Annotated in this window: 24 protein-coding genes; 5 read left to right on the top strand and 19 right to left on the bottom strand. The window is 56.0% G+C overall.

Annotation, left to right across the window (positions count from 1 at the left end; genetic code table 11):
• Nucleotides 1–22 precede the first annotated feature (22 nt).
• From LDN12_RS08100 to LDN12_RS08045, 12 genes are all read right to left on the bottom strand, one after another.
• On the bottom strand, nt 23–943 hold the full coding sequence (locus LDN12_RS08100; RefSeq protein WP_223922161.1) for an exopolyphosphatase: 921 nt from the start codon (nt 941–943) through the stop codon (nt 23–25).
• Complete coding sequence (locus LDN12_RS08095; protein WP_223922160.1) at nt 943–2,589, bottom strand: Na/Pi cotransporter family protein; 1,647 nt, start codon at nt 2,587–2,589, stop codon at nt 943–945. The genes LDN12_RS08100 and LDN12_RS08095 overlap by 1 nt, the downstream gene beginning before the upstream one ends.
• A 366-nt stretch (nt 2,590–2,955) precedes the next feature.
• Nucleotides 2,956–3,231, bottom strand: a complete 276-nt coding sequence (locus tag LDN12_RS08090) for an HU family DNA-binding protein (protein ID WP_223922159.1) — start codon at nt 3,229–3,231, stop codon at nt 2,956–2,958.
• 59 nt (nt 3,232–3,290) lie between these two features.
• On the bottom strand, nt 3,291–4,313 hold the full coding sequence (locus LDN12_RS08085; RefSeq protein ID WP_223922158.1) for a hypothetical protein: 1,023 nt from the start codon (nt 4,311–4,313) through the stop codon (nt 3,291–3,293).
• Nucleotides 4,314–4,327: 14 nt separating this feature from the next.
• Complete coding sequence (locus LDN12_RS08080; RefSeq protein WP_223922157.1) at nt 4,328–5,641, bottom strand: class I SAM-dependent RNA methyltransferase; 1,314 nt, start codon at nt 5,639–5,641, stop codon at nt 4,328–4,330.
• A 6-nt stretch (nt 5,642–5,647) separates the two neighbouring features.
• Complete coding sequence (locus tag LDN12_RS08075) at nt 5,648–6,025, bottom strand: hypothetical protein (RefSeq protein ID WP_223922156.1); 378 nt, start codon at nt 6,023–6,025, stop codon at nt 5,648–5,650.
• A complete protein-coding gene (locus tag LDN12_RS08070) occupies nt 6,018–6,740 on the bottom strand; it encodes a creatininase family protein (RefSeq protein WP_223922155.1) in 723 nt (240 codons plus the stop codon). Before LDN12_RS08070 ends, LDN12_RS08075 begins: the two co-directional genes overlap by 8 nt.
• The gene (locus LDN12_RS08065) at nt 6,737–7,486 is read right to left on the bottom strand and encodes a 7-carboxy-7-deazaguanine synthase QueE (RefSeq protein WP_223922154.1); all 750 of its coding nucleotides are present in this window, start codon (nt 7,484–7,486) and stop codon (nt 6,737–6,739) included. The genes LDN12_RS08070 and LDN12_RS08065 overlap by 4 nt, the downstream gene beginning before the upstream one ends.
• Nucleotides 7,479–7,847, bottom strand: a complete 369-nt coding sequence (queD, locus tag LDN12_RS08060) for a 6-carboxytetrahydropterin synthase QueD (RefSeq protein ID WP_223922153.1) — start codon at nt 7,845–7,847, stop codon at nt 7,479–7,481. Before queD ends, LDN12_RS08065 begins: the two co-directional genes overlap by 8 nt.
• Before the next feature lie 209 nt (nt 7,848–8,056).
• A complete protein-coding gene (locus tag LDN12_RS08055) occupies nt 8,057–9,343 on the bottom strand; it encodes a homocysteine synthase (protein ID WP_223922152.1) in 1,287 nt (428 codons plus the stop codon).
• A 145-nt stretch (nt 9,344–9,488) separates the two neighbouring features.
• Complete coding sequence (locus LDN12_RS08050; protein ID WP_223922151.1) at nt 9,489–9,848, bottom strand: hypothetical protein; 360 nt, start codon at nt 9,846–9,848, stop codon at nt 9,489–9,491.
• A 21-nt stretch (nt 9,849–9,869) separates the two neighbouring features.
• Entirely contained in the window at nt 9,870–10,481 is a 612-nt protein-coding gene (locus tag LDN12_RS08045) for an L-threonylcarbamoyladenylate synthase (protein WP_223922150.1), read from the bottom strand.
• A gap of 209 nt (nt 10,482–10,690) precedes the next feature.
• Here LDN12_RS08045 and LDN12_RS08040 point away from each other — a divergent pair, with 209 nt between their 5' ends.
• Genes LDN12_RS08040 through LDN12_RS08020 form a run of 5 tightly spaced genes read left to right on the top strand, consistent with a single transcriptional unit; the run spans nt 10,691 to nt 16,147 of the window.
• A complete protein-coding gene (locus LDN12_RS08040; RefSeq protein WP_223922149.1) occupies nt 10,691–11,134 on the top strand; it encodes a MarR family winged helix-turn-helix transcriptional regulator in 444 nt (147 codons plus the stop codon).
• Nucleotides 11,115–12,389: a TolC family protein gene (locus LDN12_RS08035; protein ID WP_223922148.1), complete on the top strand. Its 1,275-nt coding sequence runs from the start codon at nt 11,115–11,117 to the stop codon at nt 12,387–12,389. The genes LDN12_RS08040 and LDN12_RS08035 overlap by 20 nt, the downstream gene beginning before the upstream one ends.
• Before the next feature lie 28 nt (nt 12,390–12,417).
• Nucleotides 12,418–13,554, top strand: coding sequence for an HlyD family secretion protein (locus tag LDN12_RS08030; protein WP_223922147.1), 1,137 nt, complete (start codon nt 12,418–12,420; stop codon nt 13,552–13,554).
• A 31-nt stretch (nt 13,555–13,585) separates the two neighbouring features.
• Nucleotides 13,586–15,148, top strand: a complete 1,563-nt coding sequence (locus LDN12_RS08025) for a DHA2 family efflux MFS transporter permease subunit (protein ID WP_223922146.1) — start codon at nt 13,586–13,588, stop codon at nt 15,146–15,148.
• An 18-nt stretch (nt 15,149–15,166) separates the two neighbouring features.
• Nucleotides 15,167–16,147: an acetylserotonin O-methyltransferase gene (locus tag LDN12_RS08020; protein ID WP_223922145.1), complete on the top strand. Its 981-nt coding sequence runs from the start codon at nt 15,167–15,169 to the stop codon at nt 16,145–16,147.
• 78 nt (nt 16,148–16,225) lie between these two features.
• Here LDN12_RS08020 and LDN12_RS08015 read toward each other — a convergent pair whose 3' ends face one another.
• From LDN12_RS08015 to LDN12_RS07985, 7 genes are all read right to left on the bottom strand, one after another.
• Complete coding sequence (locus LDN12_RS08015) at nt 16,226–16,768, bottom strand: 2-oxoacid:acceptor oxidoreductase family protein (RefSeq protein WP_223922144.1); 543 nt, start codon at nt 16,766–16,768, stop codon at nt 16,226–16,228.
• A 27-nt stretch (nt 16,769–16,795) separates the two neighbouring features.
• Nucleotides 16,796–17,611 (bottom strand): 2-oxoacid:ferredoxin oxidoreductase subunit beta, encoded by an 816-nt coding sequence (locus tag LDN12_RS08010; RefSeq protein ID WP_223922143.1) that lies wholly within the window; start codon nt 17,609–17,611, stop codon nt 16,796–16,798.
• Nucleotides 17,612–17,613: 2 nt separating this feature from the next.
• The gene (locus LDN12_RS08005; RefSeq protein WP_223922142.1) at nt 17,614–18,747 is read right to left on the bottom strand and encodes a 2-oxoacid:acceptor oxidoreductase subunit alpha; all 1,134 of its coding nucleotides are present in this window, start codon (nt 18,745–18,747) and stop codon (nt 17,614–17,616) included.
• 20 nt (nt 18,748–18,767) lie between these two features.
• Entirely contained in the window at nt 18,768–18,965 is a 198-nt protein-coding gene (locus LDN12_RS08000) for a 4Fe-4S binding protein (protein ID WP_223922141.1), read from the bottom strand.
• Nucleotides 18,966–19,085: 120 nt separating this feature from the next.
• Nucleotides 19,086–20,039 carry a malate dehydrogenase gene (gene mdh, locus LDN12_RS07995; protein WP_223922140.1) on the bottom strand — a complete coding sequence of 318 codons (954 nt, stop codon included), beginning with the start codon at nt 20,037–20,039 and terminating at the stop codon, nt 19,086–19,088.
• A gap of 43 nt (nt 20,040–20,082) precedes the next feature.
• Nucleotides 20,083–22,314, bottom strand: coding sequence for an NADP-dependent isocitrate dehydrogenase (locus tag LDN12_RS07990; protein WP_223922139.1), 2,232 nt, complete (start codon nt 22,312–22,314; stop codon nt 20,083–20,085).
• 301 nt (nt 22,315–22,615) lie between these two features.
• Entirely contained in the window at nt 22,616–23,182 is a 567-nt protein-coding gene (locus LDN12_RS07985) for a LysM peptidoglycan-binding domain-containing protein (RefSeq protein WP_223922138.1), read from the bottom strand.
• Nucleotides 23,183–23,243: the final 61 nt, after the last annotated feature.

Genomic DNA, 23,243 nt, shown 5'->3' with positions numbered 1-23,243 from the left:
GGGAAAGATAATGGAGATCAGCTCATGAGCCGGCAACGGCCCCGGAGACAATTAACCCCTCCAAGAGCCCGTAGTCGCTGACCTTCAGGCTATCGAACCCGAACCTCTCCATCGTATGCAGGGTGATGAGAATACCGGCAATAATCAGATCCTCCCTCCCCCTTTCCAGGCCGGGGACCGTCAGCCGTTCCTCGGGGGACATGGGCAGCATCCGTTCGTAAATAGCTTCTATCTGTTGTCGGGAGATGGTTGCGTTGTTGACTTTGCGGTAGTCGTAGTCCTTCATCTCCATGGCAATGGCCGCCAGGGTGGTTGCGGTACCGGCGGTGCCGACCAACGTCGCGTCGGGCGTCGGCTTACTATGGGATGTGGCCATTTCCAACAGAAGCAGTTCCAGCTCCCTGCCGATCTTTTCCGAAACAGCTTCAGGCGTCACCTTGCCTTCGGTCAGCCTGACCACACCCAACGGCAGACTGCGGACGAACTGGGCACGACCGTCCCGCGCAAGCGTATATTCGGTACTGCCGCCGCCGACATCAAAAACAAAGAGTTCCTTGTCTTGGCGATCAAGTCCCGCCAGAACGCCGGCCAAGGTTAATTCCCCCTCCCGTATGCCGTCGATGACCGCGAGTTCGATACCGGTAGTACGAAGGACCGACTCCACGAACGCGGGTCCGTTGGCGGCATCCCGCACGGCACTGGTTGCAACGGCGCGGACCTGGGAGACATTCAGCGAGCTGATGATGCCGGCAAAACGCTGCAGGCAGTCCAAGCCGCGTCGCTGGGCGTCACCGGAGAGCCCTTCTTCGCGACTGAAACCGCCGCCCATACGAACGATCTCCCGTTCAAGATGGACATGTTCAAAGCCGTTTTCCCGAAGTTCGGCCACGAGCAAACGGGCGGTATTAGTTCCAAAATCGATGGCGGCAACCCTGGAATTCATCAACGTTTCCTGCCCTGCGAGGTAATGATGTTCCAGCATAACACGGCAATCCCCTCAAAGTCCGACGACATTTCGTTAAACAGCTTGGCTGCCCGAGGCGGACAGACGCCATTGCTCATTCTCTCGAAATGGTTCTGCCGTACCGTCTCAAAGGCGCCGCGCGCTTCTGCCTTGGCCGCGAACAGATCAAATCCCTCCCGAATGCAACCATGCCGTATCAAATGTTCGGTGTCACTGATAGCGCCGGTCACAACCTGGGCAAGATGCTTCAGATCATCCATCGCGTCCTCGGAAAAAATGACCCCGGCATCTTTTTTGGACACGATTCCTTTCAGGATGTTTTCACAACGATCACCAATGTGCTCAAGGTCGCCGACCGTCTGGAAAAGGCCGGGGATATCATAACTGATCTCGGGACTGTCCGCTGTCCGGGCCAGGGCGGCAAGGAAGGAGGTGATCTCGTGGTTGAGCGAATCGAGCACCTGTTCATGCTGCCGAATAGTATCCGCCCTACGGGCGTCGAAATCGAAAAGGATCTCGTGGATGTCCGCGTACATGAATGCCGTTACCGACATCATACGGGTTATCTCCTTGCGGACCTGTTCCAGGGCAAGCGGCGGGGTATTGAGAATACGCTCATCGAGGTAGCCGGCGCAGGGTTGTGACGCAATCGCCCCATTGCCGGTGATTGTGAAAGAACCCCCAAGCATACGGGCCAACGGGGCGCTGATGGCAATCAGAATGCACGCAACCAGAAGGCTGGCGATCGTGTGTACCCATGCCAACTGGCAGAAGAGCGGCTGACCGGCGGTGCAGGCCCCCGACCACTCGGCAAACGGCAAACGCTGGGCCGTCTCCAACACGAGTGAAGCCAGAGGAACGAGTAGCAGGGCAACCGCAAAGGCAAAAAACAAGTAGGTCGTGGCGACCCTGCGGGTTACGGCGTTTCCGCCAACTGAGGCTAGTGCCCCCATTGCCGCTACCCCGATCAGTCCTCCCAACACCATGCGCGAGGCGGTTATGGGGTCGATCTGGTACCCCGAAGACAGTGAGGCGACGACCGTGACCGAAGAATGTGCCGACAGGACGAGAAAAGATATCAGCGCCCCGAAAAGGGTTGCCAGGATCGGTTGGTGAAAAAACAACTCATTGAAGGTAGTGTAAAAGGGGTGGTGATCAAAGGGACGATAGCTTCCCTCCAGGAGGGTCAACCCCAAAAACAGGAGTCCGATGCCCAGAATAAGGTCGCCGGCGTTTGCATAGCGGCGCTTACGGGCAAAGAATTTGAGCACGACGCCGGAAAAAATGAGTGGGGTCGAAATCAGACTATAGGGGATGACGTTAATGTGCAGGGGGAGCGAAGCGCCGATGAGCACCCCTCCTAAAACGCTCAGCGCCTGAAAGGTATTCAGCACGCCGCCGTTGACCAGGCCCATGGTGAAGATCACCGCCGCGCTGCCGGAATTGACCGCCAGTGCGGCGGCCATGCCGAACAGCATGGAATAGAGACGGTTCGAGGTAAGGGTGGTAAAGACGTCCCTGATGCGAGCATCAGCCACGGTCCGAATGCCGTCAGACATGAGACGCATTCCGAGCAAAAAAAGGCCGATGCCACCCAAAGCGCCCTCGATCAGACTGAGAGGCATTATCGGTACTGCTCCATAATCCATAATTCCGGGAAAGTCCTGCCGAAACGGCTTGTATTCCCGGCTATAAAGCGGTTGTATTCACTGCGCGAATTCTGCGCAATTGGGGGTAATAATTACAAATCTTTCTCTTAACTATAACAGTTCTCCCCAAGAAAGCCCAGATAATTGTTATGCAGCCGGGTCTGCTGTCGCAGAAGGGATTCAGGCGTCGCTTGCAGGGGATATTCGACAAGGAGGCATAATGACATGAACATTCAGTCAGAAACCAAAAAAAGCCACTCCCATGAGAGGGTAGGGCTCTTCAAAAAAATCACACCTGACCGGCAAAGTGCCGCGAAGCTCGTTACCGGGAGGTTTCAGTATCTAGCCAAGCACCCGTTCCTTCAATTCCTTGCCGACCTTGAAGAAGGGAAGCTTCTTGGGGCTGACCGTAATCTGCTCGCCTGTCTTGGGATTTCTTCCGGTATAGGTTCCGTAATCCTTGATGACAAAGCTGCCAAGGCCGCGAATCTCAATACGTTCGCCTTCCACCATGGCATCGGTCATGGAGTTGAAAATGAGATTGACAATCTCTTCAGCCCGCTTGTTCGAGATATCCTTTTTGATCGCCAACTGCTCAATAAGCTCCGATTTGTTCATGTTTACTCATACCTCCGGATTTGTGCCGCTTCAGGCCGTTGTAAGTAACGTAAGCGACCTCAGTGACCACACCCCCCGAGATATCGCTTTAAGATATATGCTGCATCATTGCTGCGGCCGCATTGGACCAGGACGTCATGGAGTCTCTCGGCCGCGGTGCGGACCGCTGGTGTATTCAGAAGTCCGCTATACATATCGATTGCCCGGTCGATGTCGCCGTCAAGCAGATGAACATCCGCACGCAACAGCCGAGATTGTTCCGCCAGTAACCCCGCCGATATCATGGCTTCAAGCTGCTGCCCCGCTTCGTGGAGTCGCTTCCCCTCGATCAACATCAGGGCAAGTCCCAGATGGGCTAAAGAGTTGGCGTCATTTGCCCCCATCGCCTCGCGAAGACACGCTTCTGCCTCATCGGCCTGACCAAGCCGGAAAAGGATCATGCCCTTTTCGTAACAGTAAATGTCGTGGCTGGAACCGTTATACCATTCCTCAAGTAGCTTCAAAGCGTCGCCATGACGATTCCCGCTAGCAACCACATACATGTCTGCAAATTTCTCTCCCAAATCAGAATATCGTTCATACATTTCGCGCGGAAGTTGTTGAATTAATAGCTCGTAGTATTCCATTAACGGCATGGTAACGTCGCTAGATTCATCTGTTACCTGTTCTTCAGGGGTGCAGGAACTGCACGAAGAACACCCACTTGTGGGGACGTTTTCCGTGACGTCGGCGCTGTTGTCACGACAGAGCGCTGCCAACTTTTCCGCCTTTTCCCGTAGTGCCGCATCGTCAGTCAGCGATTTTGCCAGTTCCAGGTGATCGAGAGCTTTATCGTGCAATCCTCTCTCCAAGGCGGATTCCGCTTCACCGATGTTCAATTCGGCCAGTGAGCGATTGGCATTTTTAATCTGCTTTTCACAGGCTGCCAGCAGGTCCTCCCTCCCGCTAGAGTCCATAAGGAGTTGCCGGGCATCCTCATAGGCGCAGCGCGCCTCGTAAAAATGGCCTTCGCCCAGGAGCCGTTCGCCACGAGCCATCAGGTCGGCAGGGTTCTTTGAAAAAAGCTTTTTCAGAATATTCACGACAATGCCTCCGGTCAACCCCGATGAAGCAGGGTAACGCTCTCCACATGAAATGTCTGGGGAAACATGTCCACCGGCACACTCTCCGCCACTCGGTAGCCATGTCCTGCCAGTAGTCCGCAATCCCGAGCAAGCGTGCTGGAATCGCAAGATATATAGATGATCTTCTCCGCGTTCAGGCGAGAGAGATCCGGTATGGCTTCCGCCGCCCCCGCGCGTGGAGGATCGAGGATGACCGTAGAAAATCGACGACCGGCGGCGGCAAGCCGGGCAACCCCTTCTGCAGCGTCTGCACAGACATATTCCGCGTTGGTAACACCGTTTAGACGGCAATTATCCTGGGCCGCCGCGATGGAATCCCTATAGCCCTCCAGCCCGGTCACGCTGGCTACGCTCTTCGCCAAAGGCAACGAAAAATTACCATTGCCGCAGTAGAGGTCAAGCAGGTCTTCATGTCCGCGAAACTCCGCCATGCGCCGGACAAGTCCCAAAATGACCAGGTTCTGGGGACTGTTGACCTGGGAAAACCCCCCGGGCCGGAAGACAAGCGTGGTCGGCGGAGAGCCGGGAACAGCGGCAGGCATGGGATAGGCAAGATAACCATCTCCGCAAAGTTTTTGTAAGTTGGATTTATGGCCTGCCTGCAGAAATATGCCACTCAGGGGTGGCAGTTCGCAAAAGCGCTCCTGAAAAAAACGGGCAACCGCATCATAGTTTTTTCCGATATATTTGATCGTTGCAACCGTTTCCTGCGCACCGCACTCAATGTTGATCTGGGTGATGGCGGCCGGCTCGGGAAACGACGCCAGGGCGACCCGCAGGCTGGACAAGGCACTATTGATGGCCGGCAGGGCGATCGGGCACCCCTGAACGGCATTCTCCACAACATGGGTAGCGTTACGAAAAAAACCTATCTTCAGCCCGCCAGTTCCGGCGTGCAGCTTGAACTGGACCCTATTGCGATAGCCGTATTCCAGGGGCGAGGCTGCTGTCTCCCCTACCCGCTCGCCCTCCACCCGGCCGCCGCGCCACAAGGTCTCGGCATGGATATCCCGTTTCGCCGTGGACTGGTGCGAATAGGCGATATGTTGCCAGTTGCAGCCACCACATATTCCAAACAACGGACAGGGAGGAACGACCCGCAAGGGTGAAGGTGTGATCAGCTCAATGATCCGTGCCGTCAGGTAAGAACGTTTCTCGGCGGTGACTGCCAGGCGAACCTGATCGCCGGGGCAGCTCAGGGGGACAAAACAGACCTTGCCGTCGATACGGCAAATGCCGTTGCCGCCGAAGGCAAGCTTATCGATCATCACAACAGGTGACGACATGCCGCCTTACCGGCGCAACGACGACTTCAGGCATCTGGCATATTCGCTGTGCATGAAGCGTTCGGGAAAATCAGGGCGGGACAGATAAGGAAGCATATTGGTGTCGAAGGCATCCAGCAGGCCTTGGCGCGCAGCCGCGATATCGGCCTCGGGCACCGCCATCTTTTCCAGAACCCGGTGAAAACGAATCTGCTCTCCCAGAAGCCGGAGCGCGGCCCGGTACTCTTCAGGATCGGCGAAAGCAGGGGCCGAGAGTGGTACATCAGCACCCACCTCGATGCGCACATGGTAATAACCGCCAAAATAGTGGCGGGTTACATCCCGGAGCTTTACTGTTATACCTCCGTCGAGATCGTATTCCCTGATAGCCAGTTCACTATTCATCACGACCCCTTTTCATCTCTCGCACCAAATCGACCAGTTTTCGCACCAGCAATTCCTCCAGCCGCGCCCCCTTTTCGGCTGTGGCCTTGCCGGGGTCGCCCCACACGCCGCCGGTCCAGTAGCGGCGTTTGTCGCGCACCAGAATACCGTTAGGAAAATGGGGAAACTCGCGGGGCGCTCGCCCCTTGACCAGATGGGGATGGGTGTGGAGGATGCGCGAGGTTTCGATCTCCCCGGCATGGGAGTCGCCCGGTGTTTCAATGATATCCCGCCCACCATCCCCGGCAAGGTCGAATTCGCTCACCACGGCCACGGAGATGTCGTCGAACCGGGCTATCAGGGTCTCGCCCGCATCCTGAAGTGCCATACGGTGTGCCCCTCCGGCATGCCCTGTCAGGGCGACAAAACTACGCAACCCCTGCCCTCGCAACGAAGTCACGATATCCCGGAACAGCGCACCAAGGGTCTGGGTAGAGATAGAGATGGTGCCGGGATGGCACGAAGTGGAGCGGCAATTGCCGTAATGAACAGGCGGAGCCACGAACAGCGGCGTAATCCTGGAGGCCTTTTTGCAGACCTCGTAGGCCTCCAGGGTATCGGTGGAAAGTGGCAGATGGCTACCATGTTCCTCGACCGAACCAAAGGGGATCAAAACTGTCCGGGTTAGAGCCAGACCGGCCTCGAACTCGGTCATAGTCATCTCTTCTATGATCACAACGCCCCCAGCATTTTGTGCATTTGCGGGATCACCCGGACATCGGGGAGCAGCGCCGCTGCAGTTTCCTGCAAGTGCAGAATTCTTTCGGCGGCGATGGCAACCCCGCCTGCGGCGTTGGACAGAGGTTGAAGAAACAAGGGGGTCGAGCGCTCTACTGCGGCCACGATAGCACAGACTTGGCCGATTTCTTCCGGCGAAGTATCCTGGCCGATAACCACCTTGACCGAGACCTGCCGCTGCACGGCGGCCTCCAGAAAACGGCGGTGCTCATGCCAGAGTTCCTGGCCACAACCTGCTGTGGAAGGGAGCTTCATATCCATGCTGATATAGTCGATGCTATCGATAACCCGCCCCAACTGAACAGGCAGGGTGCCATTGGTTTCCAGATGGATCGGGAGGATTCGGCGCAGTTCCGGGAGCCACTCACGCAGTGCTTCGGATTGAAGCAGCGGTTCCCCGCCGGTAACGCTGATCGAATGATGGGCGCCCGGCAGACGGCTGCACCACTCCGAGACCAGGGTTACGAGACCATCCACGCCGGGCGGTTGAGGGAGCGCACACAAAGTCCCTGAACCGGGAGCAGTCTCCACCTGGCAGAAAAAGTTTTTTTCATACACTGTATCGCAGTAACGGCAGTCCAGATTGCACTCGTCCAAACGAATGAACACCTGACGCCGGCCGGCCAGATAACCCTCCCCCTGGATGGAAGAGAAGATCTCACTGATGCGGGCCGAATTACTCATAATAGCAGGCAGAGGCGTTGTCCGACTCCCATACGGTCACGGAGTCCACCGTGATGACATCGTTGTTGAGGCGCTCGGAAAGCCGCTGGTAGAGGTAGCGCGAGATATGTTCCGAAGACGGGGAAACGTCGTGAAACGCAGGGTTTTCGTTAAGGTATTTATGGTCAAGCTCGTTAATGACAACACCGGCCTCGCGCTTCAGCACCTTGAAGTCAATGCCCAGCCCGGCCTTGTCCAACTCCTTGGCAGTCACGGTAACTTCCACCTTCCAGTTGTGGCCATGGAGATTCTCGCAATCCCCCTGGTAGTTGATCAAATTGTGGGCTGCGGCAAAACTCGTGCGGATCGTGAGTTTATACATGAATCAGGCTCCTGAATAGGGGATAGGATACTTCAACTTGTTTATAATACACAAAAACAGAGGCAACCACAAGGGGCGGGCTGTTTCCGGATCTCGGCAACAACAGAGACCACACAACAACGCGAAGCTATTTCTTGAATAAAAATTTGGGTTCAAAAAAAGGGCAGCCCCAAGAGGGTTGCCCTTTTCCTGCACAAACATGGTCCAACTTACCGTTGGGAGGCCTCCAACGCCTGCTGGATGTCGGCAATGATGTCGTCGATATTCTCCAGGCCGATGGAGAGCCTGATGAAGTCCGCCGTGACACCGGACGCGACCTGCTCCTCCTCGGAGAGTTGCTGGTGCGTGGTGGAGGCCGGATGGATGACCAGCGACTTGGCGTCGCCTATATTGGCCAGATGAGAGAGCAATTTGACGTTGTCGATGAACTTTTTGCCAGCCTCCATGCCTCCCTTAATACCGAAACCGATGATGGCGCCCTCCCCCTTTGGAAGGTATTTGAGGGCACGGCTATGGTCCTTGTGGCTGGCCAGACCGGGATAGTTGACCCAGGCGACAAGCGGGCTCTGTTCCAGCCAGGCGGCAACGGCGCGGGCGTTCTCCACGTGGCGCGGCATGCGGACGTGCAGTGTTTCGAGCCCCTGCAGGAACTGGAACGCGTTAAAGGGAGACAAGCAAGCGCCCATATCGCGAAGCAGGGTCACCCGCATCTTGAGGATGTAGGAGAGGTTGCCCAGAGCCTCCCAGTATTTCAGTCCATGATAGGATGGATCCGGCTCGGTGAATTCCGGAAACCGGCCGTTATCCCAGGGAAATTTCCCGCCGTCTACCACGGCCCCGCCGATGCTGGTTCCATGGCCGCCGATAAACTTGGTCAGGGAGTAGACCACGATGTCGGCACCATGTTCAAACGGCTTGAAGAGAAACGGCGTTGTGACCGTATTGTCAACTATGAAAGGTATTCCTGCTTCATGGGCAATGGTGCCGATGGCCTCAAAATCGTCAACGTTGTTCTTGGGATTGCCGACCGACTCGGTATAGACCAGGCGGGTATTTTCGTCGATGGCGCGACGCACGTTCTCCGGGTCGGAAGAGTCTACGAACTTTACCGTGATACCGAGCTTGGGCAAGGTGTAGTGAAAGAGGTTGTAAGTCCCGCCATAGAGGTAATTGGTGGAGATGATGTTCTGCCCGGCCCGGGTGATATTGAGCACGGCATAGGTGATGGCGGCCTGCCCCGAGGCGACCGCCAAAGCGCCAACGCCACCATCCATGGCCGCAAGGCGTTGCTCCAGCACATCGGTGGTGGGGTTCATAAGGCGGGTGTAGATATTACCGGGCTCCTTCAAACCGAACAGATTGGCGGCGTGCTCGGAATTTTTGAATACATATGACGATGTCTGATAAATGGGCACAGCCCGGGAAAGCGTCGCTGAGTCGGGTGAGTGGCCGGCATGGAGCGCTAAGGTTTCAAGGGCGGGCGTTCTGTTTTCCATGTTTTCCTCCTGGGATGCCGTGATGATGAGCAAACGTTACAATTTACACACAAATAAGTCAACTTGATTTAACCATGTAAAGTTTACTTTAATTATGTAGTATAAAAAATAACGGCCTGTTACGCAAAGGGCCAGGCAGACTCTGTCAAATCGTGATCGTATCGCCGGGTTGCAGGCGTTCCGGTCGGGTCGGTTCGTTGAAAGACGATGCCAATAGGTAGAAGAAGAGCGCTACCGTCCCGAGGATCAAAAAAAACACCGGCAACACCCGCACCTGCGCGTCGCGGGGATCCCCCGGCATCACCAGGCCAAAGGCGGACAGAACAACGCCGTAACCACCAAAAGCTGCGGCCCAGAAGATACCCAGCCGATAAAGGCGCATTTCTGCCGGGTCTGACAACGAAAACAGATCGGCAATGCCAACATGATAGAAGCTGACCAGAACGATCAGGAGAAGAGCAGCCAGAATCAGGCGCAGACCGTTTCTAACGGTACGTTTACGCATAAACAAGGTCCTTTTTCAACGTCAATGAGAGCACCACGACACATCGCCCACCCCGGTCCGAAGCACCTCCGGGGTGTCACCGGTCAGCGCCACCACCGAGCTGACGTCTGTGGTCAGAAGGCCGCCATCGATGACAAAATCGAGCTGGTGTCCGAAGGTATCTTCAATAATATAGGGGTCGCCGGCCGGGTCTTCACCGGAAAGGTTGGCACTAGTAGTTATGATCGGGTTTCCCAGCGCCTGCACCAGTTCCAGGCAGATACGGTTCTCCGGAATTCTGATGCCCACGGTTTTTTGACGAGTCAGCAGCAGGTCGGGTACATCGCGGGTAGCCTCCAGTATGAAGGTATAAGGCCCGGGCAGGTAGCGCTTTAGTATCTTGAAGGCATTATTGCCCACCTTTGCATAATGGGAGACCTCGGACAGACTTGAACAGATGAACGAAAACGGTTTGCGCCGTTCGCGCCCTTTCATGAGGTAGATACGCTCTATCCCCTTTTTATTGAAGATGGAACAGCCGATGCCGTAGGTCGTGTCGGTAGGATAAGCAATAATGCCGCCCTTTTTCAGGCAGTCCACAACGCGGGCAACCTGGTGCGGTTGGGGGTGTTCGGAGTCCAAGGTAAGCAACATGTCCGTGATGGTTCCTTTTACCGGCAGTCATTGGCCGGGGAATGTCATACCATTTTGCACTATCGTGTATTTATTGCATAATCACGTACAAATTCAAACAATTTCTTGCATAGCGTCGATACATCATCCATCCTCGCATCCAACAATTGACAGCATACTGATTATATGCATAATGACAATTATTACAGGACGATGAGGACAAACACATCATGTATGACATAGAAAAGAGCATCGGCTTTCTTCTGGCAAAGGCCTACCAAAGGGCTTTTGCATTGTTCAGGGAGGAATTAGAGAAATTCGATCTGACGCCTCCCCAATATGCTATTCTTGCCTTCCTGTGGCAGCAGGACGGGTTGACCCAGGTAGAATTATCCGAAAAGAGTCAGGTTGATCGCACCACGCTGGGGGGGCTGATCGATCGCCTGGAAAAATTTGGTTTGGTTGAACGGCATACCCATCCCCATGACCGTCGGGCGTATCAAATCAAGCTAACCCCCCGGGGGAGAACCTTGGAGCCCCAGTTGAGAGAATGCTCGAAAAAAGCCTTGGGAAAACTCACCAGCGGCCTGAGTAACAAAGATATTGCCGAACTTGGACGTATATTGGAGATCCTTCGTGGAGAAAAGAGGGTATATGAAAAACCTGCTTTTTAGCCTCTTCATTACCGGCATTCTTCTGGTCGGTTCCGTATCCTGGGCGGCCCCGCTCACGTTGCAGGAATGCCTGGAGCGGGCCAAACAGTATAATCCCGGCTTGAAAGCAGCAGCCTGGTCACCCCGAATAGCCGAACAGGATATTCGCCAGACATCGGCGACCAACTATCCCCGCATCGATGCACAGGCCGGTTACACCGTGCAGCAAGCCGCTCAGGGAGCAAAGATTGGCGGCATGGCAGCCGAGACCCAGCAGGCAGACTACGCCACAGCCGGTCTCTCAGCTACCTACACCATCTACGATTTCGGCCGCCGAAACGCACGGCAACAGATGAGCAGAGCCCTTGCCGACTCTTCTGTCCAATCCTTTGAAGCCCGCCGCACAGATATATCGCTGCAGGTGATCGAAGCCTACTTCTCTATCCTGGAAACCGACAAACTGATCACTGCGGCCGCGGACGAGGTCACTCAGGTCGAAGAACACCGCCGCGTGGCCCAGGCGCTGTTCGAGGAAGGGGTCGTCACCCGTAACGATGTACTGCAGGCTGACGTACGCCTGGCGGCGGCCAAACAAAAACTTCTGACCATGAAAAATCGCAAGGAAAACGACTGGCTTCAGCTCAACTTTCTGACCGGTTCCCAAGCCAATTTTCGCGCCGAACTGGATGAGGGGGTTACCCTGTCAAATGGCTCGATGTCACTGGTAAACGAAAACGACGCACTCTCCCGCCGCCATGATGTACTCGCCCTGCGCCACGGCGTGCAAGCCAGCGACATGGAGGTGCGCGAAAGCAAGGCCGCCTTCTACCCGGAACTCTATACCCAAGCCGCCCTCAACTACGTGCAAAACGACAAGGCGCTGGAACAGACCATCGTGGCGGCCACCATCGGCATCAAGGTCAACCTGTTCGACGGCTTCGCCTCTACGGCAACTACGGAAAAGGCCGTGCGCAACCGTTCCAGAAACCAGGATGCCTTGCGCCAGGCGGAATCCCAGGTACGCCTGGAGATCGACTCCTCCAAAAACGATGTCAACGTGGCCAGGGAGCGAATCAGCGTAGCCGAAACAGCCATCCGCCAGAGCGAAGAAAACCTGCGCATCAACAAAGAACGCTATCAGGAACGGGTCGGCACGGCAACGGAGGTGTTGGACGCCCAGACTCTGGTCACTCAGGCTAAGACCGACTATTACAGCGCGCTATACGATTATCAGGTTTCCACTGCCCGCTTGAAGCGTGCCGTGGGAGAACTTTAAACAACTACCTACGCCAGCGGAGGAAGTAATGGCAGACGATACGATCACACCAGCCACAGAGGAGACTCCAAGCGCCACGCCGACCGCGCACGATGCGTTGCCGGAGCCGGAGGAGGAAAAATCGGGCATTAGCAAGCGCTACAAGGCGCTGCTTATCCTCCTGATTCTTCTTATCATCGGGGGATGGTTCGGAATTAAATGGCTGATCAAAAGTAAAACCCACGTTGAAACCGACAACGCTTTCATTGAGGCCCGCATCGTTCCGATTTCCGCCAAGGTATCAGGGACCGTGACGCATGTGCTGGTGAACGACAACCAATTCGTCAAGCAGGGCGACCTTCTGGTGGAGCTTGATGACCGCGACTACCGGGTGAAGGTTGCCCAGACCGAGGCGGGGGTCGGCATGGCGGAAAACGAGACCGGCGGGGAATACCGGAAGGCGGACGTGGCCCGGGCAGGTCTCCAGTCGGCCCAGGCCAATTACGACCAGGCGGTCTTGGACCTCAACCGTGGCGAGGCGCTCTTTAGCCGAGAGGTAATCCCCAAGGAACAGCTCGACCGTCTCAGAACCGCCAAACGCGTTGCCGACTCAAAGCTGAAAGAGGCGGCAGAGGCCCTCAAACGCGCCCAAGCCGAGGCAGGCCTGTCCAGCCGGGACGGCAACAAGGCCAGAATACTCCAGCGAAGGGCGCAGATGGATGAGGCAAAGCTACAACTCTCCTATACCAAGGTTTTTGCACCCCGGGATGGTTACATAACGCGCAAATCCATCGAACCGGGCACCAACATCCAGGCAGGGCAATCCCTGATGGCGCTGGTGCCGTTGCAGGACGCCTGGATTACGGCCAACTATAAGGAAAGCCAGCTGACCTATATCAGGCCCGGCCAAAAGGTTGAATTCACGGTGGATGCCTATCCGGGACGGACGTTCAACGGTAGTGTAGACAGCATCATGGCCGGAACCGGCGCGGCCTTCTCGCTGCTCCCCCCGGAGAACGCCACCGGCAATTACGTCAAGGTGGTTCAGCGGATCCCGGTAAAGATAGCCATCGACAACACCTCGGACCCGGAGCACCTGCTACGGGTGGGGATGAGCGTCATCCCGACGGTGTTTGTGGGACGGAGTACCTCCGATATACTCAAAGACCTGAACCCATTTAACTGAGACACGCAGACGAGAGAATACCGGATCTTCAATGTCCACATCAGAAGATAAAAATATCAATAAATGGCTGATCACTATCACGGTTATGCTCCCCACCATCATGGAGATCATCGACACCTCGGTGGCCAACGTGGCCCTGCCCCATATGCAGGGAAGCCTCAACGCCGGTACCGATGAAGTCACTTGGGTACTGACCTCCTACCTGGTCAGCAATGCCGTGGTACTCCCCATGACCGGCTGGCTTGCGCGGGTCTTCGGGCGAAAACGCTTTTTGATGACCTGTATCGCGCTGTTCACTCTGGCATCTCTTTTGTGCGGCTCAGCCCCCAACCTGGCCTCGCTGATCTTCTTCCGGGTACTGCAGGGAGCCGCCGGAGGCGCGCTGATTCCGATCAGCCAAGCTATCATGATGGAGACCTTCCCGCCAAACCAACGGGGCATGGCCATGGCCATCTTCGGCATCGGGGCCATGACCGGCCCGATTGTCGGCCCGGCTCTGGGTGGGTGGATCACCGACAACCTCAACTGGCGCTGGATCTTCTACATCAACCTGCCCGTGGGTATCATCGCTTTTATCATGTGTGCCTTCTTCATCTATGACCCAGCCTATCTCAAGCGCGGCAGAGAGCAGATTTCCATCGACTACTGGGGACTGTTCCTGCTCACCGTCAGCATGGGATCACTCCAGGTGGTCTTGGACAAGGGGCAGCAGGACGACTGGTTCAGTTCGCGGTTCATCATAACGTTCAGCATTATCGCAGTTATGTCACTGATAGCGCTGATCTGGGTGGAGCTGACCCATGAACACCCCATCATCAACCTGCGCCTGTTCAAAAACGTTTCCTTCTCTGCCGGCAACTTCATCATGTTCGTGGTCGGTTTTTGCCTGTACAGCTCCATCATGCTGATCCCGCTTTTCCTGCAAACCCTGATGGGGTATTCAGCCACCAATGCCGGCATGGTCATGGCTCCCGGTGGCGTGGCCACTCTTATAACCATGCCCTTTGTGGGTGCAGCCATGGCGAAGCGCGACGGCCGCAAGATTGTCTTCGTCGGCTTGCTCATCGGCGCCACCTCCATGTTCATCATGCAGGGGCTTAACCTCCAAGGGGCCTTCTGGAACTACACCTGGCCGCGTATCGTGTTGGGTTTCGGCCTGGCCATGATCTTCGTACCCTTGACTACCGTGACTCTGGCCACCATCCCCAAACCGGAGATGGGCAACGCTACCGGCATGTTCAATCTGCTGCGCAATATCGGCGGCAGCGTCGGCATTGCCATGGCCACCACCCTCCTGGCGCGGTTGGAACAGTTTTACCAGAATAACCTGATAGCCCATGTCACATCCTATAATCCGGCTTGGCAGATGCGTTTCGAAGGACTGAAGCAGACTCTGATCACACGGGGAATCGCTGCGGGCCAAGCCGACAAGACCGCCCTGGGCATGATGTACGGGGCTTTGCGCAAGCAGGCCGGTTCCCTGGCCTTTAACCGCATCTTCTTCATCATAGGCCTTGCCTTTCTGGCCATCATCCCTCTGCTGATCCTCCTGAAACGAACCTCACATCAGGAGGGTGGCGGCATGGGGCACTAACCGCGAAAGGAGCATCGCATGACCCTGCCGGAACTGTTGCAACTCTCGGGAAGCTATTGGAGCACCTGCACGCTGCACGCCGGTGTCAAGCTTGATGTCTTCACCCCCCTGGCCGACCGCCCCCTGACCGCCTCACAACTGGCACGGCTCATTGCCGCCGATGAACGTGGGCTGGCAATGCTTCTGAATGCCCTTACCGCCATGGACCTGCTCTCCAAGGAGGCGGAGACGTTTCGTGCCACCCCTTTCAGCTCCGAATACCTCGCCAAAACATCCGACACCTACATGGGGCACATCATCATGCACCATCACCACTTGGTGGAAGGATGGAGCCGCCTGGACGAGGCGGTAAAAAGCGGTGTCCCAGTCCGTAGACGTTCCTCTGAGGCCGGAGACGATGAGCGGGAAAGTTTTTTGATGGGCATGTTCAATCTGGCCTCACATCTGGCTCCCCGTATAGCATCATCTATAGACCTCGGCGGCCGCCGCAGGCTACTCGACTTGGCTGGAGGACCGGGAACATACGCCATCAACTTCTGTAAACAGAATCCCGACCTGACCGCTGTTATCTACGATCTGCCCACCACTCGTCCATTTGCCGAACAAACAGTGGGCCGTTTCGGACTGTCCGGGCGCATTTCCTTCAGCGCAGGCGACATTACCAGCGATGACATTGGTACTGGTTACGACGTGGTATGGATTTCCCACCTTTTGCATAGCGAGGGACCCGACGCCTGTGCGGCAATCGTCGCCAAGGCCGCGACTGCCCTTAAAGCAGGGGGTCTGCTGCTGATTCAGGAATTCATCTTGGACGATAACCGGATAGCCCCGCTTCACCCTACTCTTTTTTCACTCAATATGTTGGTCGGTACGCCGTCTGGACAGGCCTATTCACAAGGGGAATTGCGCGGCATGATGGAGGCTGCCGGCCTCAGGGCCATCAGACGCCTGGAGATGGGCCTTCCAAACGGTGCCGGGATTATGGCAGGAACGCGCTAACAGCTAATCTCTATAACAGAAAAGGCCCAGTGCAAACGCACCGGGCCTTTTCTATTTACAAGAACTGACTACTACGGCCTAGCTGGCAGCCAACGCTTTTTCGTAGCCCATGCTGAAGGCTTTTTTGTTCAACTCCAGAAAGGCTTCCGGAACACTGGAGAGCACAGCTTTTTCAGCGTTCTCCCGGGTAACCTGACCGGTCAGGGCGACCATGGCCCCCAAGGCAACGATATTGGCAACGATCTCGCGGCCCACGTCGTTCTTGGCGGTGTTGATGATCGGAAAGGCCACTGTCTTGAAACTGCCCTTGGGCAGTGTCGTAACCAGGTCGGAGTCAACCAGCAGAACGCCGCCTTCCTTAAGGTCATGGGAGTACTTGTTGCATGCTTCCTGGGTCATGGCCAGTAGTGCGTCACACTGGGTGACCTTCGGGTAGTCGATCGGGTCATCGGAAATGATGACCTCCGACTTGGATGCGCCGCCGCGGGCCTCGGGGCCGTAGCTCTGGGACTGGACGGCCTGTTTCCCTTCGTAGATGGAGGCGGCTTTTGCCATAATAATCCCGGCGGTGATCAACCCCTGTCCGCCTGCGCCGGAAAACCTGAGTTCATATCTGGACATTCTCTATCGCTCCTTTTCCTGTAATGATTACTTGGCCTGGGCGCGCTCGATCACCTTGGCGTACTCGACGGTATACTCGGGCCGCTCCTCTTTGAAAAGGACACCGGTGAGGACCTTGCCCTGAAGCTGCTCGGCGGTCATCTTCTCGGCGGCCTTGACCGGCACGGCGATTTCCTTGAGGTGGTTCATCATCTCGATAACCGACTTGAACTTGTTGCGGCGACCGTAGGTGGTCGGGCAGTCGTCCAGGATTTCCACCACGGAAAAGCCTTTGTGCTGAATGGCTTCGGCAATGAGTTTGTCGATCTGGGTGGCGTGATAGGCGGTGCCGCGGGCCACGAAGGTGGCACCGGCGCCGATAGCCAGCTTGGCGATGTCGAACGGGGGATCAGGATTGCCGTACGGAGTGGTGGACGCCTTGGCGCCGGTAGGCGTGGCAGGAGAGAACTGACCACCGGTCATGCCGTAGATCTTGTTGTTAAGGATGATATAAGTCATGTCGATGTTGCGTCGGCATGCGTGGATGAAGTGGTTGCCGCCGATGGCAGTGCCGTCGCCGTCGCCGCCCACCAGGATCACGTTCATGTCGGGTTTGGACATCTTGACGCCGGTGGCGAAGGCCGCGGCGCGGCCGTGAGCGGTGTGCAGGGTGCAGCAGTCCATGTATCCGGGCAGACGGGATGCGCAACCGATGCCCGAGACGATGGCGGTGTTTTTCGTATCCAGTTTCAGGGTGTCGATCGCCCGAATGAGCCCCTTCATAACGATGCCGTGGCCGCAACCGGGGCACCAGATGTGGGGCAGCTTGCCGGGACGAATATACTTATCGTAATCAAAAGCCATGGTTATTTAACCTCCTTGATCTTCGCAACAATCTGGTCGGGATTGATCGGTTCGCCGTCAACACGGAAGATGCCGAGAACCGGAGCCTTGCCCTGAACGTTACGTTCGATCTCAAGGGCAGCCATACCCAGGTTCATCTCCGGCACGATAAAACCTTTGGCCTTTTGGGCCAAAGCCTTGATCTGCTTGTCCGGGAACGGCCAGAAGGTCTTGATGCGGAACATGCCGGCCTTGATGCCCTGCTCGCGGGCAGCATTGACGGCATAGCGCGCGGAACGGGAGGTGGAACCGTAGGCCACGACCACGACCTCGGCGTCGTCAAGCAGGTACTCCTCGAAGGTGACGATATCGTCCACGTTGGCGTTCACCTTGCGGACTTGGCGTTCCTCTTCGGCCTGGACAATTTCAGCCTTGGTGGTGGGGAAACCGTCCTGCATCTTGTTGAGGCCGGTGACATGGAATTTGTAGCCAGTTCCGTAGGCGGCCAGCGGAGGCACATCGCCGAAACTGGTGTCATACGGTTTGTACTGCTCGGGAGGGACGGTCGGGGTCTTGCGGGGTACGATCTCGATCTCGCCCGGTTCGGGGAAGACGATACGTTCACGCATGTGGGCCACGATCTCGTCCGGCATGACCATGACCGGGGTGCGGTACTTTTCGGAGAGGTTGAAGGCGCGGATGACCTCTTCGTAAGTTTCCTGCACCGAGGCAGGCACCAGGCAGATGGCCGGATGGTCGCCGTGGGTGCCCCACTTGGCGGACATCACGTCCGACTGACTCGGGCCGGTGGGCATGCCGGTGGAAGGACCGCCGCGCATGACATTGAAAACAACGCAGGGAATTTCGGCGATACAGCCGTAACCGATCAACTCCTGCTTGAGGGAGAGACCAGGACCTGACGTAGATGTCAGGACCTTGGAACCGGCCAGAGACGCGCCAAGGATGGCCGCCATGGCACCGATTTCGTCCTCCATCTGTATGAATTTGCCGCCCAGTTTGGGAAGCTCGACGGAACAGACTTCCGCAACCTCTGTCGAGGGTGTGATCGGGTATCCGGCGAAAAAGTTGCAGCCGGCGTAGATGGCGCCGTGAGCGGCAGCCTCGTTACCCTGAAGAAACGCTACTTTTTTTGACACTGTTCATTCCTCCCGTAAAATTAGTCGGTTATGACTTTGATTGCGAAGTCGGGGCACCTCAGTTCGCACTGCATGCATTTGATGCAGGCTTCCAGGTTCTTGACGGCAGCGACGAAACCCTGCATCTCAAGAACCTTGGTGGGGCAAAATTCCACACAGATATGGCACCCCTTGCAGTACTTTTCGATAATCTCGATCTTTGGCAGTGTTTTTTCCATCAGAAAAGACTCCTTTATTTCCGTAATAAACGGTGTGAAATTTCAGGCCAAATGTGGCAAAAGAAGGGCTGGCGCCCTTCTTTTGCTTTTTCAAACAAGAGCCTGACTCGGTTCCGAGTACTATTTGAGGCTGTCAACCAAACCTTTTACCGCAGCGACAGATTTATCCATCATTGCCTGTTCTTCAGCATCGAGGGCGAATTCCAGAATACTTTCAACGCCGTTGGAACCAAGAACCGCCGGTACGCCGACGTAGTAGCCGTTAACACCGTATTCGCCCTGCAGGAAGCAGCAGGTTGGCAACACGCGCTTTTGATCCTTGAGGATCGATTCGGCCATGGAAATGGCTGCAGAGGCAGGGGAGTAGAAAGCTGAACCTGTCTTGAGCAGGGCCACGACTTCGCCGCCGGCGCCGCGGGTACGCTTGACCATGGCCTCCATGACTTCCTTGGCCTTTGCCTTGTCCTTGTACTTACGCTCAAGGAGTTCCAGGACCGGGATACCTTTAACGCTGGCATAACGGACCAGTGGCACCATATCGTCGCCGTGGCCGCCCAGAGTCATGGCGGTGACGTCCTTCACGGACACGCCCAGTTCCCAGGCGATGAAGGCTTCGAAACGGGCGGAGTCGAGCACGCCGGCCTGACCGATGACGCGGTTGTAAGGGAAGCCGGTGATACGCTGCAGCAGGGTGACCATGGCGTCCAGCGGGTTGGAGATGACGATCACGAAGGAATTGGGGGCGTACTGCTTGATCCCCTCGCCGACGCTCGCGATGATCTTGGAGTTAACCTCGATCAGGTCGTCACGGCTCATGCCCGGCTTGCGAGGGAGGCCCGCGGTAACGATGACCACGTCGGAACCGGCGATATCCTTGTAGTCGTTGGTACCCTTCAGCTCGACATCGAAACCGTCAATCGGTGAGGCCTCGGCGATATCGAGGCATTTGCCTTGAGGCAACCCTTCGACGATATCAAACAGGACCACATCACCCAGCTCACGCAGAGCTGCGAGTTGAGCAAGAACGCCACCGATCTGTCCGCCACCGATAAGTGCAATCTTTTTCCGTGCCATACTGTTTTCCTCCTCTATATTTTTGTTTTGCTTCCTAATCCCTTTAGGCGATAGCGTCCACTATAGCATTTAAGGTCGGGCTGGGGCGCATCGCTTTTTCCGTCTTTGCCGGATCCGGCTGGTAATAACCACCGATATCCTGGGGTTTTCCTTGAGCGCCGATCAACTCCTCGTTGATTTTTGCCTCATTCTCCTTGAGCTGCTGCGCCACTTTTGCGAAACGTGCCGCCAGATCCTTGTCTTTGGTCTGTTCAGCCAATGCTTCGGCCCAGTACATTGCCAGGTAGAAATGGCTGCCCCTGTTGTCGATCTGACCAACCTTGCGGGCCGGATTCTTGTTTTGGTCCAGGAACTTGGTATTTGCCTGGTCAAGGGTGTCGGCCAGCAGTTGAGCCTTGTCGTTCTTGAAGGTGGCCGCCAGATGCTCCAGCGACACGGCGAGTGCCAGGAACTCACCCAGTGAATCCCAACGCAGATATCCTTCCTGCACGAACTGCTGAACGTGTTTGGGTGCCGAGCCGCCTGCGCCGGTCTCGAACAGGCCACCACCGGCCAGAAGCGGTACTATGGAGAGCATCTTGGCGCTGGTGCCCAGTTCAAGGATCGGGAACAGGTCGGTCAGGTAATCCCTCAGGGCGTTGCCGGTCACCGTGATGGTGTCTTTACCCTCTTTGGCCCTCTCACAGGTGAAGAGCATCGCGTCCACGGGGGCCATGATGCGGATATCAAGGCCATTCGTATCATGATTCTTCAGGTACTTATTCACTTTTTCGATCATCTGGGCGTCGTGAGCCCTGTTCTTATCCAACCAGAATATTGCAGGGGCACCGGTTGCACGGGACCTTCTCACCGCAAGTTTGACCCAGTCCTGTATCGGCAGGTCTTTTGCCTGGCAGCCGCGCCAGATATCGCCTTCCTCAACAGTGTGCTGCATCAGAACGGCACCTGTATCATCAACAACGCGCACCACACCGTTTGCCGGCACCTTGAAGGTCTTGTCGTGGGAGCCGTACTCCTCGGCCTTTTGTGCCATGAGGCCGACGTTTGATGTGGAGCCCATGGTGGTAGGATCGAATTGCCCGTTCTTCTTGCAGAAATCGACACAGACCTGATACCACCTTGAGTAGCATCTATCAGGGACTACGCATTTCACATCGTGAAGCTTGCCATCCGGTCCCCACATCCCGCCGGAGTCGCGGATGACCACCGGCATGGAGGCGTCGATAATGATGTCGTTGCTGGCATGGAGGTTGGTAATGCCTTTGTCCGAGTCCACCATCGCCAAAGGGGGTCTCTTCTTGTACGTATCCTGAATATCAGCTTCAATCTCGGCCCGCTTGGCTTCAGGCAGCTTCTGGAGCTTCAGGTACAGGTCGCCCAAACCAAGATCAGGATTAACGCCCAGTTCCTTAAAAGTAGCGGCATGCTTCTCGAACACATCCTTAAAGTAAACGGAGACGAAATGACCGAACATGATCGGATCGGAGATCTTCATCATGGTAGCCTTGAGATGCACGGAGAACAGGATGCCCTTTGCCTTGGCGTCTTCAATCTGCTCTTCAATGAATTTGCGCAGGGCACGAACGTTCATGAACGTTCCATCGAAGATTTCGCCGGCTTGGAGAGGGAGCTTCTCTTTCAGAACCGTGACCTTGCCGGCCTGATCGACGAACTCAATCTTTACGTTGCCGGCTTTTTCCATGGTAACGGACTTTTCGTTTTCGTAGAAATCGCAGCAATCCATCCACGAAACATGGGTCTTGGAGTCCGGGCTCCAAGCTCCCATCTTGTGCGGGTGTTTCTTGGCGTACTCCTTAACTGCCTTGGCTGATCTCCTGTCGGAGTTACCTTCCCTCAGGACCGGGTTTACGGCGCTACCGAGACACTTGGCATACCGGGCATGCAGTTCCTTCTCGGCATCGGTCTTCGGCTCTTCGGGATAATCGGGGAGCTTGTATCCCTTCTCCTGCAATTCCTTGATGGCGGCCTTAAGCTGGGGGATGGAGGCGCTGACATTGGGCAGCTTGATGATATTCGCCTCGGACTTCTGGGTGAGTTCGCCCAGCTCGGCCAGATAGTCCGGCATCCTCTGACTCTCTGTCAGGTAATCGGGAAAGTTTGCGATGATCCTTCCGGCGACAGAGATGTCCCGAGTTTCAACGACAACACCGGCTGCCTTTGTAAAGGCTTTGACTATGGGGAGCAAGGAGTACGTCGCCAATGCAGGCGCTTCATCAATTTTCGACCAAATGATTTTTGCAGTTTCTGTTGTCATATTCTCTCCTTATGTAGTTATGCCGGTATCGCCGGAGGCCTAAAGAAAACGCGCACACGGCTTGCAATCTTTTCCACTGCCGGAACCATCACCTGCTTGGACGCCTGGCGTAGCTCCCGCAATGAAGACTTTTTCAGATTGTGCACGCAGAGGCAAAACATCGTAACTTGCTATTATTTATAACTATTTTACTCTTATACAGATTCTGTATACAGTATACAAAAGCTATTAGACTGTCAAGAAAAAACTGCCAATTGTTTCGGCCATTTTGTAAAGGAGAATACCGGGTAATAAAGTTGTTTTATTTTTTGCCGGGATAACGGCGCGGGATAGTGAGAACCTGCCCCGGCCAGAGTCGCTTGGGGTCGCGAATCTGGTCACGATTGGCACGGTAGATGAGTGGCCAGAGAGAAACATCATTATAGATTTCTGTTCTTCCGGCAATTTGCGGGAGGGTTTCGCCTCGCCGAACCGTGTAGGTGGTGGGAAGCGGGACAGAAGCCTCCTTTGAGACGGCTTTAGACTTAGCCGCCGCAGCCTCTGCGGCGGCCTTCAATTGGTTTTGCTCTTGCAGGCGCTCCTCTGCTTGTGCCGCTTCCCGCAGGATACGTTCTTCCTCCGCACGGATTGCCCGTTCCGCCGCCTCTCGCCGCGCCTCTTCCTCCGCCTGCCGCTTCAGCCGCAGCAGTTCAGCCTTGAGCAGGTCTCCCTTTTGCAGGGCAAGAAGGTAGTAGGCATCTGCCTGTTTATCGTTTTGCTGCACATGCAGCACCGCCTCTCCGTGTTCGAAGGTTTCCACAATGTTGCGGTACTCATCGGGAAACAGACGGGGAGCCCCTTGAAGGGACAACTCGTCGACCAAACTCATGCTCTGCAGGCGCCAGGAGGGGGGAGGCGCCTGCGTGGCACAGGAGAAGAGAAAGCAGCAA

The organism is Geobacter sp. AOG2, from assembly GCF_019972295.1.
Classification (GTDB): domain Bacteria; phylum Desulfobacterota; class Desulfuromonadia; order Geobacterales; family Pseudopelobacteraceae; genus Oryzomonas.
Note: the sequence above shows the minus strand (reverse complement) of the source record. Positions and strands in the feature narration are given on the sequence as shown.